19 protein-coding genes and 2 pseudogenes are annotated in these 20,589 nt (G+C 45.9%); 15 read left to right on the top strand and 6 right to left on the bottom strand.

The window, feature by feature from the left end:
- The 4 genes and pseudogenes from QUA16_RS28730 to QUA16_RS28745 all read right to left on the bottom strand — a co-directional run.
- Positions 1-401 (bottom strand): annotated as a pseudogene (locus QUA16_RS28730) (transposase); the annotation flags it as partial.
- Between the two features lie 335 nt (positions 402-736).
- Complete coding sequence (locus QUA16_RS28735; RefSeq protein WP_333106414.1) at positions 737-2,410, bottom strand: asparagine synthase-related protein; 1,674 nt, start codon at positions 2,408-2,410, stop codon at positions 737-739.
- 87 nt (positions 2,411-2,497) lie between these two features.
- Entirely contained in the window at positions 2,498-3,943 is a 1,446-nt protein-coding gene (locus tag QUA16_RS28740; RefSeq protein ID WP_333106412.1) for a serine/threonine-protein kinase, read from the bottom strand.
- A 139-nt stretch (positions 3,944-4,082) separates the two neighbouring features.
- Positions 4,083-5,087 (bottom strand): LysR family transcriptional regulator, encoded by a 1,005-nt coding sequence (locus tag QUA16_RS28745; RefSeq protein ID WP_333054398.1) that lies wholly within the window; start codon positions 5,085-5,087, stop codon positions 4,083-4,085.
- A gap of 229 nt (positions 5,088-5,316) precedes the next feature.
- On the opposite strand from QUA16_RS28745, the gene QUA16_RS28750 reads away from it, so the two are divergent.
- From QUA16_RS28750 to QUA16_RS28820, 15 genes and pseudogenes are all read left to right on the top strand, one after another.
- Entirely contained in the window at positions 5,317-6,030 is a 714-nt protein-coding gene (locus tag QUA16_RS28750; protein WP_333106411.1) for an NnrU family protein, read from the top strand.
- Positions 6,031-6,074: 44 nt separating this feature from the next.
- A complete protein-coding gene (locus QUA16_RS28755) occupies positions 6,075-6,452 on the top strand; it encodes a thioredoxin family protein (protein WP_333106410.1) in 378 nt (125 codons plus the stop codon).
- Between the two features lie 115 nt (positions 6,453-6,567).
- A complete protein-coding gene (locus tag QUA16_RS28760; RefSeq protein ID WP_333106408.1) occupies positions 6,568-8,016 on the top strand; it encodes a Tic22 family protein in 1,449 nt (482 codons plus the stop codon).
- A 209-nt stretch (positions 8,017-8,225) separates the two neighbouring features.
- Positions 8,226-10,271 (top strand): NAD(P)H-quinone oxidoreductase subunit 5, encoded by a 2,046-nt coding sequence (locus tag QUA16_RS28765; protein WP_333106429.1) that lies wholly within the window; start codon positions 8,226-8,228, stop codon positions 10,269-10,271.
- Positions 10,272-10,726: 455 nt separating this feature from the next.
- Entirely contained in the window at positions 10,727-12,313 is a 1,587-nt protein-coding gene (locus QUA16_RS28770; protein ID WP_445252195.1) for an NAD(P)H-quinone oxidoreductase subunit 4, read from the top strand.
- A gap of 164 nt (positions 12,314-12,477) precedes the next feature.
- Complete coding sequence (locus QUA16_RS28775; RefSeq protein ID WP_333106406.1) at positions 12,478-13,062, top strand: DUF6000 family protein; 585 nt, start codon at positions 12,478-12,480, stop codon at positions 13,060-13,062.
- 119 nt (positions 13,063-13,181) lie between these two features.
- Positions 13,182-13,445 (top strand): hypothetical protein, encoded by a 264-nt coding sequence (locus QUA16_RS28780; protein WP_333106404.1) that lies wholly within the window; start codon positions 13,182-13,184, stop codon positions 13,443-13,445.
- Positions 13,429-13,767, top strand: coding sequence for a type II toxin-antitoxin system RelE/ParE family toxin (locus QUA16_RS28785; protein ID WP_333106402.1), 339 nt, complete (start codon positions 13,429-13,431; stop codon positions 13,765-13,767). The genes QUA16_RS28780 and QUA16_RS28785 overlap by 17 nt, the downstream gene beginning before the upstream one ends.
- Positions 13,757-13,960, top strand: coding sequence for a hypothetical protein (locus QUA16_RS28790; protein WP_333106400.1), 204 nt, complete (start codon positions 13,757-13,759; stop codon positions 13,958-13,960). Before QUA16_RS28785 ends, QUA16_RS28790 begins: the two co-directional genes overlap by 11 nt.
- A gap of 56 nt (positions 13,961-14,016) precedes the next feature.
- Entirely contained in the window at positions 14,017-14,289 is a 273-nt protein-coding gene (locus tag QUA16_RS28795; RefSeq protein ID WP_333106398.1) for a hypothetical protein, read from the top strand.
- An 11-nt stretch (positions 14,290-14,300) separates the two neighbouring features.
- Complete coding sequence (locus QUA16_RS28800; RefSeq protein ID WP_333106397.1) at positions 14,301-14,651, top strand: clan AA aspartic protease; 351 nt, start codon at positions 14,301-14,303, stop codon at positions 14,649-14,651.
- Between the two features lie 235 nt (positions 14,652-14,886).
- Positions 14,887-15,960 carry a M14 family metallopeptidase gene (locus tag QUA16_RS28805; protein WP_333106395.1) on the top strand — a complete coding sequence of 358 codons (1,074 nt, stop codon included), beginning with the start codon at positions 14,887-14,889 and terminating at the stop codon, positions 15,958-15,960.
- Between the two features lie 230 nt (positions 15,961-16,190).
- Complete coding sequence (locus QUA16_RS28810; RefSeq protein ID WP_333106393.1) at positions 16,191-16,409, top strand: hypothetical protein; 219 nt, start codon at positions 16,191-16,193, stop codon at positions 16,407-16,409.
- Positions 16,406-16,675, top strand: coding sequence for a ParE family toxin-like protein (locus QUA16_RS28815; protein ID WP_333106391.1), 270 nt, complete (start codon positions 16,406-16,408; stop codon positions 16,673-16,675). The genes QUA16_RS28810 and QUA16_RS28815 overlap by 4 nt, the downstream gene beginning before the upstream one ends.
- 271 nt (positions 16,676-16,946) lie before the next feature.
- A pseudogene (locus QUA16_RS28820) lies at positions 16,947-17,150 on the top strand (DUF4277 domain-containing protein); the annotation flags it as partial.
- 51 nt (positions 17,151-17,201) lie between these two features.
- Here QUA16_RS28820 and QUA16_RS28825 read toward each other — a convergent pair.
- Both QUA16_RS28825 and QUA16_RS28830 read right to left on the bottom strand, forming a co-directional pair.
- Positions 17,202-17,926, bottom strand: a protein-coding gene (locus QUA16_RS28825; RefSeq protein ID WP_333181524.1) for an IS1 family transposase whose coding sequence is annotated in 2 segments (ribosomal slippage) — positions 17,202-17,372 and positions 17,375-17,926 — 723 coding nt in all. Because the reading frame shifts where the segments join, the coding sequence is not laid out codon by codon here.
- 627 nt (positions 17,927-18,553) lie between these two features.
- Positions 18,554-20,368, bottom strand: coding sequence for an adenylate/guanylate cyclase domain-containing protein (locus QUA16_RS28830; RefSeq protein WP_333109677.1), 1,815 nt, complete (start codon positions 20,366-20,368; stop codon positions 18,554-18,556).
- Positions 20,369-20,589: the final 221 nt, after the last annotated feature.

The raw sequence follows: 20,589 nt of genomic DNA on the forward strand, positions 1-20,589 counted from the left end.
TTTATTTGAGGGCGTGATGGAGTTTGTTGTACGCTTAAGCTATAAGATAAACGACTCTCAATTTCGACAATAGAAATTACAGAAATTTCCAACCCCTCTTCCGATTTCCCCGCTACACCATTATAAAAATAACCCTTACCGTCAGTTTTTTTGCCACTTTTTTTTAAAAAAGAACAATCGATAACAGCAATGACTGTGTGTTCAGGATTTAAGGCATATTCGAGGAAATATTGATTAAATTGTGGAAAATTAAAGCTTTTGAGAAAGTGACGACGGTAGGTTTTTTCGCTCAAATAACTATAACGACTGAGATTCGTGAAGTTGACCTTACCATAGACCAGCAAAATAGTTGAGAATAAAGTGATTAAAAACTTCTTTTGGGGTTGACTAATTCCTGGCATTTGTTGTAAGATGGATTCAATAATCTTCCTAAGGCAATCTGTTGAGCTTGTGTGTTTTTATAGCTTAACCTAAAAGAGGGCCTTTTTTTCTGTTTATTTTGGGTTCAGATAGCACTCAGTTTTTTCGCTTCTGTGCTTTATTGCGTAAGCATCCCTATTTAAAAACTGTCCGGAGTATTGTTAAAAAGCTGGCCGACTAAAAGATGTCAAATCGGTTCTATAAACAAGAGCGAAAACCGCATAGGGAAAATGCCATGGTTGATCGAGAAATTTGAAGGTCAACTGCTGAAGTTGACACGACGAAAGGCACGGCGCCGTGTCCTAATTTTGGATAACTAACGGCGATTAACTTGTAACCAAATTTCCAGCGTCACCAGCAGCCACAGCTTCAGCCCATAGCGGGGAAAAACTTCGCCACGATAGTTTAGCCACTCACGAATTAGTGTTCGATCGAGGTAAGGCGCGATCGCCGCATGACGATTCAGCAACAACGATCGCGCTTGCCGCTGCCAATCCCTCAAAAACCACTGCTGCATCGACATCACCATGCCACTTTTCGGACGGTTAACAATGACATCGGGCAGTAAATCCGCCACAGCAGCCTTGAGAACCGCTTTTTCCTGCGCGCCCGAAAGCTTGTACTCTGGCGGAATTTGCAAACTCAGTGCCACCATCCGCGAATCAAATAAAGGCGATCGAGCTTTTAGTCCCGCCGCAGCCGTGAGATTATTCACCTTGGTCAAAATGTAATCGGCTCCTTTAAACTCAATGTTGAGCCGCATCAGCCGATTCAAAAACGTCGTTTCTGTCTGTTGCAATTCCTCAGCAAAGACGGAAGGCGCATTCTTCACCTTTTCCCAAACCTCCGGCTTCAGCAAACGTGGCAAATCCACATAGCATTTTTGAAACGAAGTCAAATAAGCTGCGATCGGATCTGGTTTACCCTGAATCGAACCATACAAACTGTTGAGTAACATCGGCTTATTTTTCGGCCCGCCAAAGCACGGATCGCCACCTTCGCCATTGAGTACCACGTCTGCGAATTGCTTTGCCGATCGCCCCAACAGCAAATTGGGAACCGTCAAGCCTTCCCCCACTGGATCATCCATCGCCGCCAGCGTTTCCGGCAGCAACTCCCAAATTTGCTTTGGCGAAACTTCCAAAACGTGGTGCTCAGTGCCACAATGTGCTGCGACGATGTTGGCAAATTCAATCTCGCTGGGATATTGAGCGCCAAAGTGCATCGAAAAAGTGTGTACCGGACGATCGTGCAGCCTTGTGGCGATCGCGGCGACGCAACTTGAGTCTATCCCGCCCGAAAGATACGCTGCGACTGGTTCTCCTGCTGGTAGCGCTTCCTGCACCAGTTGTTCCAAAAGCGATCGCACTTGTTGACTGTGCCATTCCAAAGGGCGATCGGCGTTAGCAATTTGCTCCTGTGGCTGCCAGTATCTGTGCGCCTCAATATCCGGTAAGTACAGGTAGCTACCGGGCCGCAACTCTCGCACCGCTTCCCACAGCGTTTGTGCTCCCGGTACAAAGGCACAGCACAAGTAGTCGCGCAAAGCAACTAAATCAAGTTCTCGATCGTGATACGGATTGAGCGATCGCAGTCGAGGCGCAATCCAGCGAGTCGTTCCTGCACGGGTGTAATAGAGCGTTTTGGCTCCCACGCGATCGCGCCCCAGACACAAGGTTTGCTCGTCTCTATCCCACACAGCAAGGGCAAATTGTCCTGACAGCAAGCTCAGTGTTTTAGTACCGTACTGTTCCCATAGCCGCCCGACGATCGCCAAATCGGTCAATCCATCGGTATCAATCTGTTGTTTGAGCATGGGAGTGCGATCGAAGCTGCAGTCACCTACGAGCACAAATCGCTGATTGGGGCTGAAGGTGGGTTGATCTCCGATTATGGCAAAACCGGACGTTTCCCAAGTTGCAGGGTGCGATCGGGCTTCTGGGCCCCAAGCAATCACCCAATTCGGGTAGATAGACTTGTGAGTGTGCATTTTAAATTAGACATCTCCCATAATTAATTATTGTGGAACATGCAAGATGCCTGTTCAAAACAGGCTTTTCTGGAGATGACTATTAGCTTAAAAAATAGTAGAAAGTAACTTATAAATCAATCTAAAAATAGCTGTTCCAGCGATCGCACCCAAAGCACCCAACCATCCCACAAACAACACGCCAGTGATCGGAGAATTCGGATAAATCGCACCTGCAGCCGTCTGTAAAACCGGGAAAAACCACAGCAAAGCCACAGTACCTGCACCAATAATCAACATCTCAGTTTGTTCGATCGCCCTGCGGTACTGGCCGTAAATCAAACCCGCCACAATCATCCCCAACAATCCGATACTCAAGCCAGGAGAGGGCAGCAAACTCGTCAGGGCGATCGCCAGCACCCCCCCCTCAAAACCCGTAAACGCCGCTCCCGACAAAACCTCCCAAATCGAAAAAGTCGCTCTCTGCGAAGGTTGCAGCCCTCCGGGAGGTGTTGCAGGAACCCGTACAGGAGGTGGCAGAGTCGGTTGAATAGGTATCGGAGGCGGCGCCACCACGACTGTAGGTGGTTGAGAAGGTTGTTGAGGCCCAGACATCAGAGCCGCTTCCACCTCACTCGCAGATTGAAAACGCTGGCTGGGAGCTGATAATAACATTCGATCGAGAACGTGAGCCAAACGCGAACTTACCCGCACGCGCGACTGCCAATTCCACTCATTTCTGTAACTATCAAAAAGCTCCGTCGGCTGCAAACCACTCAGCAAAGTAATACAAGTCACAGCCAAAGCATACAAATCCGTTGCCGGATAAACTTCTTGCCCGCTCATCTGTTCTGGCGGGGCATAACCCAAAGAATAAATACCAGTCGAAGCTTTTGCACTCCCAACACTTTGTGTTACTTGTTTAACAGCCCCAAAATCTAATAAATAAAGCCGACCGTTTTTACCCCGCATAATATTAGCAGGTTTAATATCCCGGTGAATCGAACCGCGAGAGTGCACAAAATCGAGAACCTTCAAAATTTCTCGCAGCACCTCCACCGTTTCCGCCTCCGAAAACTTGCCTTTAACAGCCAGTTCATCCTCCAAATTTTCACCGTCAATAAATTCTTGAACCAGATAGAAAAACTGATCGTTTTTTCCCGGCTGCAAACTCGTAACAGTCAGCTCAAAAAAAGCCAGCAAACTCGGAATTTGGGAATGTTCGTTTCCCAGTTCTTCCAGCACCGCCGCTTCCCGTTCAAACAGAGTTTGAGCGATTTTTAGCTGGGGCGGAGTCAGACTTACCGACGGCTGCAAAAGTTTAGCAACGCACTGCCGCATCGCGGGAGTATAGCGGTCTCTGGCCAAAAATGCCGCCCCAAAACCGCCTTGACCCAACAACCTCACGGGCAAATAGCGGCCGCTCAAAATCATGGGCATCCCGCAAGCGGTGCAAAACTTTTGCTGCACCGTTTTTAGGAGCGAACTGTCATCGAGGTCGGGAAAATAGTTTTGAGGGCGCGGGCAGCCCGGTCGGGTGCAGTAAACTTCCATTTTTGTTTGCTAAGAAGAAGGAAGAGGGAAGAAGAAATAGGGAAGAGGGAAAAGGGAAGAATGAAGAAAAAGTGATGGTTAAACCAAATTTCGATTTCTCAACTAACCGCGAACTGCTAACTGCCAGCGACCTAAGAGATTAACTTCCCGCCGAGTTGGGAGTTCCTATTTCTATGAATCCCAAATCGAGCGCCGGAGGTTCTTTCTTCTCCAGGATGGTCGAATAAGTAGCAAACTGGGGCAAAATTTCATTGCTGAAAGCCTCTGCTGCTTTAGAACGGTAGCGGTTGGGGTTGTAAATCAGCGACAAAATGCGAGTTACCAAAACTTCGTCCATTTGAGATTTGTGCAAGACGCCCATAAGCAACTCTTTTTCGATCGCCGAAACCGAGACAAAAGCAGCTCCCAGCCCCGACTGAACGGCATTTTTAATGGCTTCGATCGAATTTAGTTCCATCTCTATTTTCAAGCGGCGCGTGTCTATGCCACAGCGAGTCAGTACCTGATCGATTACTTTGCGGATCGTAGACTGCGAATCGAGGGAAATAAACTGCAATTTGTAAAGGTCTTCTTTTTGGATAGTTTCTTGTTGTACCATCGGGTGAGATGGAGGGAGAATCAGAGCCAGTTCGTCCTCAGCGTAAGGAACAATTTCTAAAGCTTCTACAAGTTCGGTAGGAATTTCTCCGCCAACAATTGCCAAATCGATTTGCCCGTTGGCCACACTCCACGCCGTGCGGCGAGTCGAGTGAACGTGAAGCTGTACTGCTACATCCGGGTACTTTTGGCGAAACATCCCGATCATCCGGGGCAGCAAATAGGTTCCCGTTGTTTGAGAAGCGCCGACGATCAAAGTACCGCCTTGGAGATTTTGCAAGTCTTCCAGAGCTCGACAAGTTTCCTGGCAAAGCGATAAAATTTTCTCGCCGTAACTCAGCAGCAGGTGTCCGGCTTCGGTCAGTTGCGCCCGCCGCCCCCCCCGGTCAAACAGCGGCACGTCCAATTGTCTCTCTAAGTTTTGCACTTGCAAGCTAACTGCGGGCTGGGATACATAGAGGCTGTCCGCGGCGCGTTTGAAGCTTCCTTCAGAGGCGATCGCCTTGAGAATGCGTAACTGGTCTAAAGTGAAAGGAAGGTCAGACATATATCTAAATTGTCAGTTGTCAGTTGTCAGTTGTCAGTTGACGGTTGACGGTTGACTGTAGGCAGCGAACAGCAAACAGCGAACAGTCAACAGCGAACAGTCAACAGCGAACAGCGAACAGTCAACAGCGAACAGTGAACAGTTAACTGACTGATAACCGCTGAATGCTCCCATAGATACTTTGTGACACAATTTGGCCGAGAATCAATAACTTTTCTTAATATTTGCAATGACGATCGACTTGGCGCTCGACTCCCACTTAGTTATTCTGGGCCTGTTACTGGTTTTTGCGATCGCCCACAGCGGTTTAGCAGCCCTCCGACCAAAAGGTGAAAAGCTGATCGGGCCGAGACTTTACCGGGTTTTGTTTGCCCTTGTCAGTTTGCCGCTAGCCGTCATTCTGATTGTCTACTTTTTCAACCACCGCTACGACGGCATACAGCTTTGGCAAGTACAGGGATTACCCGGAGTTAAACCCGCAGTTTGGATACTTTCGGCAATTTCCTTTCTGTTTCTGTACCCAGCAACATTCAACCTCCTAGAAATTGCCGCCGTCCAAAAGCCCCAAGTTCACCTCTACGAAACTGGCATCATTCGCATCACCCGTCACCCGCAAATGGTGGGACAGGTGATTTGGTGCGTGGCCCACACCCTGTGGATTGGCACTAGCTTTACCCTCGTCACTTCCATCGGTTTGGTACTTCACCACCTGTTCGGAGTGTGGCACGGCGACAGGCGGCTTCAGGCTCGTTTTGGAGAATCCTTTGAAACCCTCAAATCTCGAACCTCAATCATGCCTTTTTTGGCAATCCTACAAAAGCGTCAAACCCTTGATTTGCTTGAGTTTCTGCGCCCTTCCTATCTAGGTGTAGTCATTTTTACGGGCCTGCTGTGGGAAATTCATCCTTTTTTGATGCGTGTAACTAGGAACATATACTGGTAGCATGATCCCTAGGATAGAAAAAAATTATTAAATTTTGAGGGATCATGGTGTTGTCGGTTAGCGAACGCACTTTTGCACAAGAGGTGTTTCAAGCCTCTACCCCCGTTTTAGTTCACTTTTCCGCCCCCTGGTGCGGTTTGTGCCGCGCGATCGACCCCACGCTTAAGAGTTTTGAGGCACAGTGGGCAGGAAAAGTCAAGCTCGTAGGGGTGAATGCCGATCAATGTTTCAAGTTGGCCCACACTTACCGGCTCACAAGTCTGCCCACGCTGATTTTGTTTGAGGGCGATAAAGTTCGATTTAGATTTGAAGAGTACCAAGGGCGGGAGGAACTGCGGCGGACTCTGGATTCCTGGATGCTGGCGGCTCACCTAGCTTCCCCATCTCAACGGCTGCAACTTCAGGAAGTAGCCAACAGGTAACATTTTTAAGCCCCATAGCTGTTAGATCCGCGATTTCTTAAAAAATTCGGGGATATAACAGCTATTGTGCCGGTAAGTACAAGATTTAACGAATTTAACACGTGTTAATACCACCATGTCTAATTTAGTTAAGGTTGACTGGCTCGCTGCTTCCGAAGCGGGAAATCTCAAAGCATTAGCACTGTCTAATGCACAAATTGACGAAAAGCTGCGCTCGGTGCCCGTGTTTACGACTACAGACGCGACTGGTGCGCTCCTGATCACTTCTGTTCCCAAAAAAGGTGAGGGTCAAAGCGGCAATGATTCAGTGGCGCAAATTTTTATCAGCCAGCAGGATGCTCGAGCTTTTGTCGAGCAACTCAAAACGAGAAACCCTCAGTTGGCGGCTTCGGTGCGCGTACTGCCAGTGTCGCTGGGGGAAATTTACCAGCTTTCTCAAGCAAATAAAGGCAAGCCGGATGAGGTGAAGTTTACTTACGTTCCAGCACCGCAGCAGGTTGAGTCTGCTAAAACGGTGTTGCGCCAAAATGGTCAGCAAGTTAACGAATACAGCGGTGTACCTCTGTTTGTGGCTAGAGGCGGCCCGGACAACGGTTATTTGACAATTCAACGAGACCAACAAGAGGTGATTCCCTTGTTTTTTAACAGGGAAGAATTGCAAGGAATTGTGGATCGTTTTCAGCAGCAGCAGCCGAATCTTACTGCCACAATTAAGATTGAGGTTGTCAACTTGGACAGCCTTTTGGAAGGCTTGCGAACTGGGAACGACCCGTTTTTCAACCAACTGATTTTGGTGCCGCCGCGGGAGTCGCTGGATGTTGTGCGATCGGGTTCTGGAACGCTCCTAAACTTTGAAGAATTCAGCTTTTTTAATAACTTATTGACTGCCGCCCCTAGCGCTCGTTTTATTGACTTAACTATTGGCAATGATTTATTTCAAATACCTCCCAACAGTGCGACTCAATTTCCAGCCGGCGTGCGAGCCTTAGACGGTAACGATACCGTGAATGGTTCGTCATTTAATGATGTAATTAATGGGAATGCTGGAAAGGATGTGCTGCGTGGCAGCGCTGGAAATGACTTGCTGCGGGGTGGCAAAGGCAGCGATTTAATTTTCGGAGATGATGGCAGCGATCTGCTCAGCGGCGGTCAAGATGATGATAGTCAAAGTGGCGGAAATGGCAATGATTTTTTGCGGGGAGGTAGAGGAAATGACACTTTAAACGGCGATGAAGGTAATGATTTTTTGCTGGGCGATGCAGGTTTTGATATTCTGACTGGTGGCGGCGGCACAGATAGTTTTATTGTCAAAATAGATGTGGATGCAGGGGGCAGGGATGCCAATTTTGCCGATCGAATTACCGATTTAAATCCAGGAGATAGAATTGCGATCGCCGCCAGTATCAGTTTGAATGACCTCAATTTCAATGCGGCGGGGGCAAACACGCTCATCTTGTTAGCTAATGGCGACATTTTAGCCAATGTTTTAAATGCTTCCCCCGCAACTGTTCGCAGTTCCACATTTATCGCCTCCACTACGGATGCGATTCTCAACTTGGGGTAATGGCGATCGACCTTACTTGACTTACCCAAGAACTGACAATTTAAACTACCCCTAGTGATAAAATCCGCCGCCAGCCCCATAAAAATAGAGGCGGAGCGTCCGGGACTATTCAAAAAAAGCCAGCATTTATGCCCAGTCGTCCAAGCCTGTGTCACAATAGTTCACAGTTTTGGCAATATCTAGTAGAAACTTTAAACTACCTATCAGTCATGGAACCGCTTTATCAATACGCTTGGCTGATTCCAGTCCTGCCGCTGGCAGGCGCAATGCTAGTAGGTCTAGGGTTAATCACCTTTAACCAGGCAACCAACAAACTCCGACAAGCGAATGCGATATTAATCGTCTCCACACTCGGAGGGTCAATGGTACTCTCCTTCGCATTGCTGTGGAGTCAACTACAGGGCCACGCACCCTACACCCGCAGTATTCAGTGGGCTTCTGCTGGCGACTTCTCGCTGAATATGGGCTATATCATTGACCCCCTGACGGCGGTGATGCTGGCGATCGTCACTACGGTCGCCTTTTTGGTGATGATTTACACCGACGGCTACATGGCTCACGATGACGGGTACGTGCGCTTTTACGCCTACCTGAGCATCTTCAGCGCGTCGATGTTGGGTCTCGTAGTCAGCCCGAACATCGTTCAGATTTACATTTTTTGGGAACTGGTAGGTATGTGTTCATACTTGCTAGTCGGATTTTGGTACGATCGCAAACCCGCTGCTGACGCTTGCCAAAAAGCTTTTGTCACCAACCGCGTCGGCGACTTCGGCCTACTGCTGGGCATCCTCGGCATTTACTGGGCCACCGGCAGCTTTGAATTTGAGGTGATGGGCGAACGCCTGCACTCCTTAGTCGAATCCGGTGCTCTTTCGGCGACTCTGGCGACAATCTTCGGCGTCCTGATATTTTTGGGGCCAGCAGCCAAATCCGCTCAATTCCCCCTCCACGTCTGGCTGCCAGACGCAATGGAAGGCCCGACACCGATTTCGGCCTTAATCCACGCCGCGACAATGGTAGCCGCCGGCGTATTCCTGATCGCTCGGATGTACCCAGTGTTTGAAGGGCTGCCTGCAGTCATGAATTTGATCGCGTGCACCGGCTGTTTTACGGCATTTATGGGTGCTTCGATCGCGATTACCCAAAATGACATCAAAAAAGGCCTCGCCTACTCCACCATCTCCCAACTCGGTTACATGGTGATGGCAATGGGCGTCGGCGCTTACAGTGCCGGACTTTTCCACTTGATGACTCACGCTTACTTCAAAGCAATGCTGTTCCTGTGTTCAGGTTCAGTGATTCACGGTATGGAAGCAGTTGTAGGCCACAACCCCGCACTCGCTCAAGATATGCGAGTTATGGGCGGCTTGCGGAAATATATGCCGATTACCGCTTCTTGCTTTTTAATCGGAAATTTGGCAATCTGCGGAATTCCGCCGTTTGCTGGTTTTTGGTCAAAAGACGAAATCCTCGCCAGCGCCTTCGCAGCAAATCCCGCTCTGTGGGCTGTTAGCTGGCTGACTGCCGGGATGACCGCGTTTTATATGTTCCGAATGTATTTCAGCACCTTTGAGGGCGAATTCCGGGGCAATGACAGCGCCATCAAGCAGCAACTCCTGCAACCCGGTCTTGTTTTTGGCCCCGGAGCGATGAACGTTAAGGAATTGGCATCAACTGACGACAGTCACGATGAGCACGACCATTTGCCTCACGAATCTCCTCTGACAATGGCTCTGCCGTTAGTATTGCTGGCAGTACCTTCTGTGTTTATCGGTTTTCTCGGTACGCCGTTTGCCAATTATTTCGAGCAGTTTGTTCGCGCTCCAGGCGAGTCTCTCGAAGAAGTTTTGGAACACGCTGCTGAGTTCAATTTGACGGAATTTCTGATTATGGGGGGAAGCTCTGTAGGTATTGCTTTGCTGGGCATTACTTTGGCTTCTCTGATGTATTTGAGCCGTAAAATTGATGCTGGGGCGATCGCCCAAAAAATCAAACCGCTTTACGAGTTCTCCCTCAACAAGTGGTATCTCGACGATATCAACGATTTTCTTTTTGTCAAAGGCAGCCGCCGTTTAGCGCGGCAAGTCATGGAAGTTGATTTGCGAGTCGTCGATGGTGTAGTCAACTTAACAGGGCTGATCACCCTGGTTACGGGCGAAGGTTTGAAATACTTTGAGAGCGGTCGCGCTCAATTTTATGCCCTGATTGTGTTTGTCGCAGTTCTGGGTTTTGCGATCGTTTCTGGAGTCAGTTAAATCTTTAGGCAGACGGCATGGTTCCAAGCGTGTCAACTTAATGTCAAACCGACCATATCTCTTGTTTGTCTCGAAGTCTAGATCCCCCCTAACCCCCCTTGATAAGGGGGGAACAAGAGTATTCTCTCAAAGTCCCCCTTCTTAAGGGGGATTTAGGGGGATCTCAACTGGGCGAGCAACGAAAGATACAAAAGTTTTTAGGGTTAATGTGACACGCTTTGGGCATTGCCGTATCCCCACGAGGAGATATTTTAAGAAATGGTCTTAGCTCAATAACTAACCATTGACAATTAGCAAATAGAAATAAATATTTAATTAAACTTAACTGTTGCGATGGCATAATTTGTCCAAATAATAGCAAAAAAAAATGTTCCGTCTAAAGAAAGTATAAAATTTAGGCTAAAATTGGCAAAATGTGTTTAAACCTAATAACTGATGGATCATTTTAAAACGCAATGGATACAGCTAACTTTCCCTGGTTAACAACAACAATTCTGTTTCCCATTGCTGCGTCCTTGCTGATTCCTTTAATTCCCGATAAGGATGGCAAGACGGTGCGGTGGTATGCCCTAATTGTGGGTTTGATCGATTTTGCCCTACTTGTTTACGCTTTTTACACTCAGTACGACTTCAGCAATCCAGATTTGCAACTGGTAGAAAGCTATACTTGGGTGCAGCAACTCGATTTGAATTGGTCGGTGGGTGCTGACGGTTTATCGATGCCGCTGATTTTGCTGACTGGTTTTATTACTACGCTGGCTACTTTAGCTGCTTGGCCTGTCACATTTAAACCGAAGCTTTTTTACTTTTTGATGCTGACAATGTACGGTGGTCAAATCGCAGTTTTTGCCGTGCAGGATATGTTGCTGTTTTTCCTAGTTTGGGAACTGGAATTAGTCCCGATTTACCTGATTTTGTCCATCTGGGGCGGCAAGAAGCGCCTCTACGCAGCAACTAAGTTTATCCTATACACCGCAGGCGGTTCGCTGTTTATTTTGCTGGGCGCGCTGACGATGGCGTTTTACGGGGATACGGTGACTTTCGATATGCGGGCGATCGCAGCTAAAGATTACGCCCCCACTGTAGAATTGCTCCTGTACACAGGTTTCTTAATAGCTTACGGCGTCAAACTGCCGATTTTTCCGCTGCACACTTGGCTCCCTGACGCTCACGGCGAAGCAACCGCACCCGCCCACATGTTGCTAGCAGGAATTCTGCTAAAAATGGGCGGCTATGCTTTACTGCGGATGAATGCGGGAATGCTCCCGGATGCTCACGCTGTCTTCGCACCCATCTTGGTAATTTTGGGTGTGGTTAACATTGTTTACGCCGCCTTAACTTCTTTTGCTCAGCGCAATTTGAAGCGAAAAATTGCTTATTCTTCGATTTCGCACATGGGGTTTGTGCTGATTGGGATAGCTTCGTTTACCGATTTGGGAATTAGCGGTGCAATGCTGCAAATGGTTTCCCACGGTTTAATTGGGGCTAGTTTGTTCTTTATGGTGGGCTGCACTTACGATCGCACTCACACGCTCATGCTCGACGAAATGGGCGGTGTTGGACAGAAAATGCGTAAGGTTTTTGCCATGTGGACTGCTTGTTCTATGGCTTCTTTGGCTTTGCCGGGAATGAGCGGTTTTGTAGCAGAATTAATGGTGTTTGTAGGTTTTGCAACGAGCGATGCTTACAATCCTGTGTTTAAGGTTTGTGTGGTATTTCTAGCTGCTGTCGGGGTGATTTTGACTCCGATTTATCTGCTGTCGATGCTGCGCGAAATCTTCTACGGGCCTGAAAATAAGGAATTGTCGGATCACGAGGAATTGGTGGATGCGGAACCGCGAGAAGTGTTTATTATTGCGGCTCTGTTAGTGCCGATTATTGGCATTGGTTTGTATCCGAAGATGCTGACTCAGGTTTACGATGCAACTACTGTACAGTTGACTGCAAAGTTGCGCGATTCTGTGCCGTCGCTTGTGGCTAAGGCTGCTACGGATAAAACTGTGTCTCTGCGTGCACCTGCGATCGAGCCGAGTAAGTTGTAATTTGAACTGGATTTAGGAATAAAACCCCCAAACCCTTTTAAGGATAAGGTTTGGGGGTTTTATATTTTGTTTTGGGCTGAAGCTTGTCTATTAGAGTTTTGCATCAATTTGCGATGATGTTATCTTTGAGATGTTCGGTCTTAACAATTTGATACTCAAAAAGAATGACAGACTATATTATAGAGCATTATGTCAAGCCACTTTATCTCAAAGTTTTACACGGTAACTTTTTAGAGATTGGTGGTAAAAATGTAGATGCGTTTGTAGACTCGACAAGAGTTGCTATATATGATGTAACTGACGAAGAACTGATCCAGATGTATAACGGTGGTTGGCGGGAGACAATTACTGCAAGTTGGCTTTGTGGAATTGGGCGCTTTTCCCAACATCTCAATAAAATTGAAACTTTGCTGATTCCAAGTCAAACTTGTTATGCAGGACAATTTCATTGTTTTGCATTAGCTCGTTTTGGCGGTGCTGAGTCGGTAAGAGTTTTGCGATCGTATCTCGACACCTACTTACCCGTTGGTGATCGACAGTACGATCAATTATGGGCTATTGGAGCATTATGGTGGTTAGATCGCAGGCATGGAACAGATTATGCACAGGTTTATCTAGAAAACCCCGATAATTGGAAACTTGGATATCGAGACCAAGAGTATGGGACACTAAGCGCAGAGGAAGGAATTCTCCACTTTCAAAAGGTTATGGACTTTTTAGACAAATATTTCCCAGAATTTACGGCGTAGATAGCTCGGCTTCCTAGATATCGATTTGCCAGGAAGAAGCGATAATAGATAAGATGCCATCTAAGAGTAGTTAGCTATCATAATTTGCTAGAATAGAAGAACTAACCAAACTGCAACTCATGCTAAAAACCATCGAAGGCATTTATCAGAATGGGCAGATTCAGCTAGCCTCGCTACCGCAAGATGTGAGCGATCGATCTCAAGTTCTCGTCACCTTTCTCGATCCTAGCAAAATCGATCTAATTAAACTGCGCCAACTGATCGATCAGTTAGAAACAATTGCAGGTATTCAGCAAGGTTTCGAGGAACTCAACGCCGGACTTACTCGCCCTATCGAAAATTTTGTCCAAGAAATGCAGCAGAAATATGACATTTCAGGTTGAAATTACCCCGATCGCCTCTTCTGAAATTGAGCAAGCCTACCGCTGGTATCGAGAGCGGAATCCCGATTTGGCAGATCGCTGGTTTCGAGGCTTGATGAATGAAATCGCCACACTCCAAGAAAAACCTCGGCGCTGTGCTTTAGCAGTTGAAAGTGAGATTTTTCCTGAAGAAGTTCGGCAGTTGCTTTATGGGAAGTCCAAAAACATTTATCGAGTCTTGTTTGCGATTCGAGCTACTACGGTTTATGTATTGTATGTCCGCCATAGCGCTCGATCGCCCTTAACTGCAGATGATTTGGATGAAGTAGAAGGTGGAGTTTAGAATAGAATTTTCAGAAACTCATCTTAGCCCTTATACTTCGCTCCCCTCAATGATTTTGGAAGAACTTCAAGACGATCTAAAATGGGATCGAGCATTTGCGAGTTCTCCCGATGCTCTTGCCAAACTTGCAGCCTCCGCAATGGCTGAGTATCACGCAGGTAAAACCCAAAAACTCGATCCAGAAACATTGTGAAGTAGTGAGCTATCATATCCATAACAAGAGCAAGAGTTATAAAAAAGAGGAAATGTATGCAAACAATCCTTTTGAGTCGTGAAGAAGTCGCTCGTCGTGCGAAACATTTGTATGAGAGCACCATCCGCCAAAAAATTGAATTAGAAGAGAATATTGGCAAGATGGTCATCATTGATATAGAAACAGGCGACTATAAAGTTGATGAAAATGGCTTACACGCTGCTGATTACCTGAGTGCAAAAAATCTAAATGCTCGACTCTTTGGTATCCGTATTGGATATAATGTTGCTGCATCTCTAGGTGGTGTCATGGAGCGTGTGTCTAAGTGATTTCAGGTATTGTGGTTGATGGACACGCAATTATTACTGTGCCATTTCGTATTCCGAATCGATCGGACATCCCGATCGAGTTTGTGATAGATACAGGATTTACGGATCAGATTTGTTTACCACCGGAAGCAGTTGCTCTGCTCGGTCTTCCGTTTAGATATGATTTGCCCGTGAATTTAGCTGATAATAGCGAAGTTATAGTGCCAGTTCATAAAGCTATTATTCTTTGGAACGGAGAGGAACGAGAGATTCGTGTATTTGCTACAGGACGGCGACCTCTAGTTGGGACTGCTCTTTTGGATGAACATGAGCTTGTGGTTCAGTTTACTGAGGGGGGGTTAGTGACGATTGATGAGTTGTAGTTTCAACGCTCGATCGCAATACCCAATACTTTAAACTTACCATTGGGTCGATCGCCCTTAAATTCGGTACGATCGCTCCGTTAGTTTTTAGCCTTATTGTTCTATGGATAGTGTAATATTGGTTTGGGCGATCGAAGTGTTAGACCGCAAGCAACTACAGTATAATGAAGCGTTATGCTGTGTGAGTTGTCTTTTGAGGCATAGTTGTAAGGTTACTGGTGGGTAACGAAGATTTATGAGCGATTCAGAAGCATTTTCACCCAACTATATTACTGCACGAGAGCGATTTCGAGCAGCATCTTCATCTTTGGGTTATCAGCACTCCGCCTATCCAATTGATCGGGTTAGTCCAACTGGTGAAGAATTAACTATTGATGTGGCGATCGGTGGTTCTTCCAACCCACGACGATGTGTAGTCATTTCTAGTGGCTTGCATGGAGTAGAAGGCTTTTTGGGCTCGGCAATCCAACTTACCTTGTTAGAAAAGCAGCAACTTCTCACATCCTTGTCACCCGATCTTAAGGTTGTACTTATTCATGCTCTGAATCCTTATGGTTTTGCATGGCGACGACGTTGGAATGAAAACAACGTAGACTTAAATCGTAACTTTTTGTTGCCTGAAGAAGTTTTTGATGGCAGCCCAAAGGACTATCCTAAATTCAATTCCTTTCTAAATCCAACTTTACCTCCATCACGCTTTGAACCTTATATTATTAAAGCTATATGGCTGATTTTGAGATATGGAATGACCAGTTTGAGAAACACTTTTCCTGTAGGGCAATACGATTTTTCAAAGGGGCTTTTTTTTGGTGGTCATTCCCCATCCAAAACTCAAAAGATTCTAGCTAGCAATTTGCCTCAATGGATTGGTAATGCTTCAGAGGTAGTGCATATTGATTTCCACACAGGTTTAGGGCGCTGGGGAACTTATAAGCTTTTGCTTGACGCATCTGCAACATCAGAATCTTATTCAAGACTAGCTCAACGATTTGGAGCAGAAACAATAGAACCGAACAGTACAGAAGGTGTGTCATATCCAATTCGCGGTGGATTAAAAACTTGGTGCCAAGCTCTTCTACCAGATTGTCGCTATGATTTACTAACCGCAGAATTTGGCACTTACTCAACGATTCAAGTCTTGAAGGCATTGCGGGTTGAGAATCGTGCTTACTGGTGGGGTAAGTCACATCAGAAATATGAATGGACAAAACACCAGTTGGTAGAAATGTTTGCACCCAGATCTCGAAAGTGGCGAGAACAATGCTTAACTCAAGGACTTGATGTTTGTAAACGAGCCTTGATTGACTGAAGGAGTTCCGAGGCTCAGCGATCGCAAAACCCAATACTTCAAAATTACCATTTGGTCGATCGCTCTTCAATGAGGGTGCGATCGCCTTTTAGTTTCTAGCATTATTTTTTTAGGGAAAGTGCGATCTTTGAAAAGGACGATCGCACCCTCGCAACTTGTGATTCGCTCAACTTGCCAGGAAGAAGCGATAATAGATAAGATGCCATTTTGATTCTAAGAGTGTGCTAGCCATGACTGAGTTACTGGAGCGTGCGATCGCTAAGTTGAAAACCTTGTCTGCAAGTGAGCAAGATGCGATCGCCTCAATGATTTTGGAAGAACTTCAAGACGATCTAAGATGGGATCGAGCATTTGCGAGTTCTCCCGATGTTCTTGCTAAACTTGCCACCTCCGCAATGGCTGAGTATCACGCAGGTAAAACCCAAGAACTCGATCCAGAAACATTGTGAAGTCCCGTACTACAGCCGAATTCCGTAAATCTTTTGCGGCACTGCCAAAACAAGTTCAAGAGCAAACACGCGAGGCATATCGCCAGTTCAAGGAAAACCCAAATTATTCCAGTCTGCGTTTCAAAAAAGTGCATCCAGAGTTACCAATCTACTCTGCTAGAATCAGCAACAACTATCGAGCCGTTGGTCAGTTGGATGGAGATACTGTGATTTGGTTTTGGGTTGGTTCACACGCAGAGTACGACAGGTTGCTATCTCAGTTATAATGGTTATTTCATCCCACATTCCGCACCCTAACTGTCACATGGGGATGGAGGTGGGTTCTGTGGCAGCGATTGGTGGCGTTTGCTCGGTCATTGTGAGTACAAATACTTAAGCAAGTGCTGTTTGAGACACAAGCTGACCCTCACGCGTCGAATCGGACAGCAGCAGTCAGCGTCCGTAACTTCCGTGCAGTTTTGAGAGAAAGAGTAAAATAGTTAGAGTAAAAAGTCAGGGTTCTAGCGTTGTTTCAATGAAGCAGTGCCATAAAAATTCATGAAAAAAACTCCTGAAGTGACAGTCCAAAACCTAGACCACTTGGGTTTAGTAGCCGGCATCATCGATCAAATAGGAATCGTAGAAAAAATCAATGAAATCGTCGGTTGCCAACCGGGAGAAATAGTAAGTCCCGGTCATGCTGTCAAAGCAATGATCCTGAATGGACTAGGGTTAGTATCAGCACCATTATATGGTAGTCCCCTGAAGGAAAGGATCGAGAGAATAAAACTGAATTCAAAGAAAAGTAGGCATTTAGAGTTGTAAATTAGCATTGTAATGATGCACAAACCGCCAAATAGCAGCAAGATGATTTTCTAATTTTTTAGAGAAGCCTAAGCTCTTTCTTACCAGTCGAGATACTCGTTGTCGAATAGTACAGTTAAAGCGCCCGATATAGCTAGTCAAACCACTATCTTTATCTACACGGCGCGATGACGTTTACTAGGCAATACAGAATCATAAGCACTCCAATGATCGGTATAAATTACTGCACATTGACGGTACACTGGTGGCATTGAATTCCATAAAGCTTGAGCCGATACTGCGCTACGATCTCCAATATGTACACCAACAATTTCCCTAGTCTGGGCATCCAATGCCAGCCAGACCCACTGCTGATTTCCTTTACTATCAACGAATGACCATAACTCATCCATCTGAACACTCAAGCGCTTTTTTTCCTTGGGAGTCACCTCCACTTGCTTCTTAACAGCAGCCGCTTGGCTATTAACGTATCGCTGCACTGTATCTTCTGACACTTGAAGTACCCGAGCAATCCCCGCCTGAGAAATACGTTCAAGTAGCATCCGTGACATTAACTCATGCAGTTCTTTTGTAATAGGTTTCCATGCCGGATTTAAAACAAACTGACGACCACATTCTCGACATTTATAGTTTTGTTTGCCATGCCGAGTTTGACCGTTACGACTAACTTCTTTTGAGCCACAATTAGGACAATGGGGAATCTCTACTGTCATATCACACTATGATAAACACTTCTCTCTAATAGTAACTTACTCTATCCTTTCCTTCAGGGCACTACCATCGGGGGATGTATCATTTTTCGGTGGCATACCAAAAAGGAATAGCTTCTGACCTAGTTAAGTATTTTGCCGCCGATAAAAATTAAGATTTAGGGATTGTTAAGCTAGGCATGAAAACCTCATGTCAGGCTAATTATTTCTCCTTTCTCTGGAACTTAAAGAAGTCCCGAACAATTTGTTTTCAATAATAAAGGAACAAATGGAGTCATATTTTAATTGGGTCAACAGGTAAAAAATGAGTAATCTTACTCATTGACAATAGTGCTTTTAGCTTTACTTGTGAGTAATGATCGTGTTGCCTAAATTGTGATGTCTAATTTAGGGATAATGAGTTCAGATATTGCCGAAGGAATATATTAGGAAATATCTGTAAATTCAAATTTCTTATATCTCGCCAAAATCGCAAAAGAATGATACTAAAATTAGAAAAGGTAGGCACTAATATTTTTTGTACACTGAATGTATAAAAATCATTAGTCATCAAAGCCAGAACTGCGGAATGTTGGGTCTAATGGGGAATTGGGAAAAAGGTAATTTTCCCAACTGACAACTGACAACTGACTAATGCTTTTCCCCCAAAATAGCATAAACCACAGTCTCTTCTTTTTTGCCGCGCAATAGAATCGATCCTACTTTTTGGCCTTCGTAGCGATCGCGCACATAAGCAAAAGTCCTCGCCGTCACCAACAAATTAAAAGGACTGTCAGAAACAATTTCCTTATTCATCGCCTCCAATCTAGCAGCAACGTTGACAGCATCGCCGATCACAGAATAATTCAAACGCCGGGAACCGCCCACGCTGCCAGCAACTAACTGTCCGGTATGCAAACCGATGCCAAACTTAATTAAAGGTTTGTGTTCAATTCTAAGCTGCTGATTAAGTTGGTGCAGCCGTTCGTGCATCGCAATACAAGCCGCAACTGCATTCAAAGCATCTTGTTGAATTTCTCGATATTCGGTATGGCAAAAAGGCACTCCAAAAACTGCCATAATTGCATCACCGATGTATTTATCTACAACGCCGCCGTGATCCATAATACAGTTAGTCATCGCTTCCAAATAATTGTTCAACCAGGTGAGTAAATCTCGCGGTGGCATTTTTTCTGAAATCGAAGTAAAACTACGAATATCCATAAACAGCACCGTTGCTGTAAGTTCTTGAGGTTCGAGTTCTCCCTGTTCAAATATCTCCGCTTTGCGTTCCCAAATAAGCTGAGCTGTCTCTGGAGCGACGTGCTTTTCAAATAACCTCATCAACTGCTGCTTTTCGTACTGTTCCCGCAGTTGCAAAGCAGTGCCAGATAAAATGAGGGTGCCGATAGGTGCGGCAATCGGAACCCACCAAAAAAAGAAGCCAAATAACAATGCACCAGCCCCAATCCAAATGATAGGCAAACCGAGAGCGATCGCAATTCTCTCCTTCACGCCTCGGTTGCCCAGAACCAAGGCCGTAAGCGACCCAATCCCCAACAATAACAAAATTTCTACGAGTACCGGCAGCCGCCGTAGCAAGCGTTGATTGAGCAAATTGTCAACCAACGCTGCATATAAATAAACCCCAGCCGTAGTCTTGTCGAGAGGTGAAGAGATCGGGTCTAAACCGGTAGCAACTATGCCCACTAAAACTAACTTATTAGTCAGAGAATCTGCGGGAATTCTACCTTCTACGACATCAACAAAAGCATAGGTAGGTAGATTTTCTGTTTTCCCCGGCCAGTTAACCCAGACTTTTTTTTCCTGCTTATTCTTTGACTGTGGGAGCAATACTGGATCTTGGGGATTAGCCGCATTGTACCTGTGAGTCATTGCTAAACCGAAATTAGGAATCCCGTTGAGAAATATTTTTGACTCGCGGCTAATACCGTCGCTATCGGGTTCCTGGCCGATGTGGCCGACACCTGCGGCGACTGCTTTTAAAGATGCTACGGGTTCTTCTTTGGTGGTTCTAGCGAGTACAACTTTGCCGTTGGCGGCGATTGCAGCGGCTAAAATATCATCTTTCGGACTTGGATCGAGGAAAAGAATGTCAAAACCAACGGCTGTAGGGGGAGATTTTTTCAGTGCTTCTAGCAGTTGGGCGTAGCGGTTGCGAGGCCAAGGAAATTGACCGTATTCTTGCAAGGAATGCGGTTCGATCGCAATTACCGCAATTCTCGAATCCCATCCTGGATTTGGCAAAATTCCCGATTCTCGAATTTGAAATAGCATTTTGTATCCCAAATATTCAAGGGGTTTCCACATTCCAAATTGCAGCATGGCTACAGACATTATACCTACTAATGCCCCTGTCATCCAGGGAGGATTTGTGAATATATATTGCTGCAGGCCGAGCAGGTGATTTTGTTTGAGATGATCGATCCATTCTTTCAACTTCATGCAATTAATTTGACGCAATAATTGACATTCGAGTCCGAACTTAGAGAGAAGTGCGAGTCAATCGATTTTAGATTTTAGATTTTAGATTTTAGATTGACCCCACGGATAAATTCGGGCGGCAAGTTTCATCGGATACAGGTTTTTTGGGAGCATCCCGGTTTTGTAAATGGTTAAAAGTATGATAAGAGCCAAAATTCTTCGCCCTCTGCTATATGATAGAA

This window comes from Microcoleus sp. S13_C3 (assembly GCF_036700905.1).
Classification (GTDB): Bacteria; Cyanobacteriota; Cyanobacteriia; order Cyanobacteriales; family Microcoleaceae; genus Microcoleus.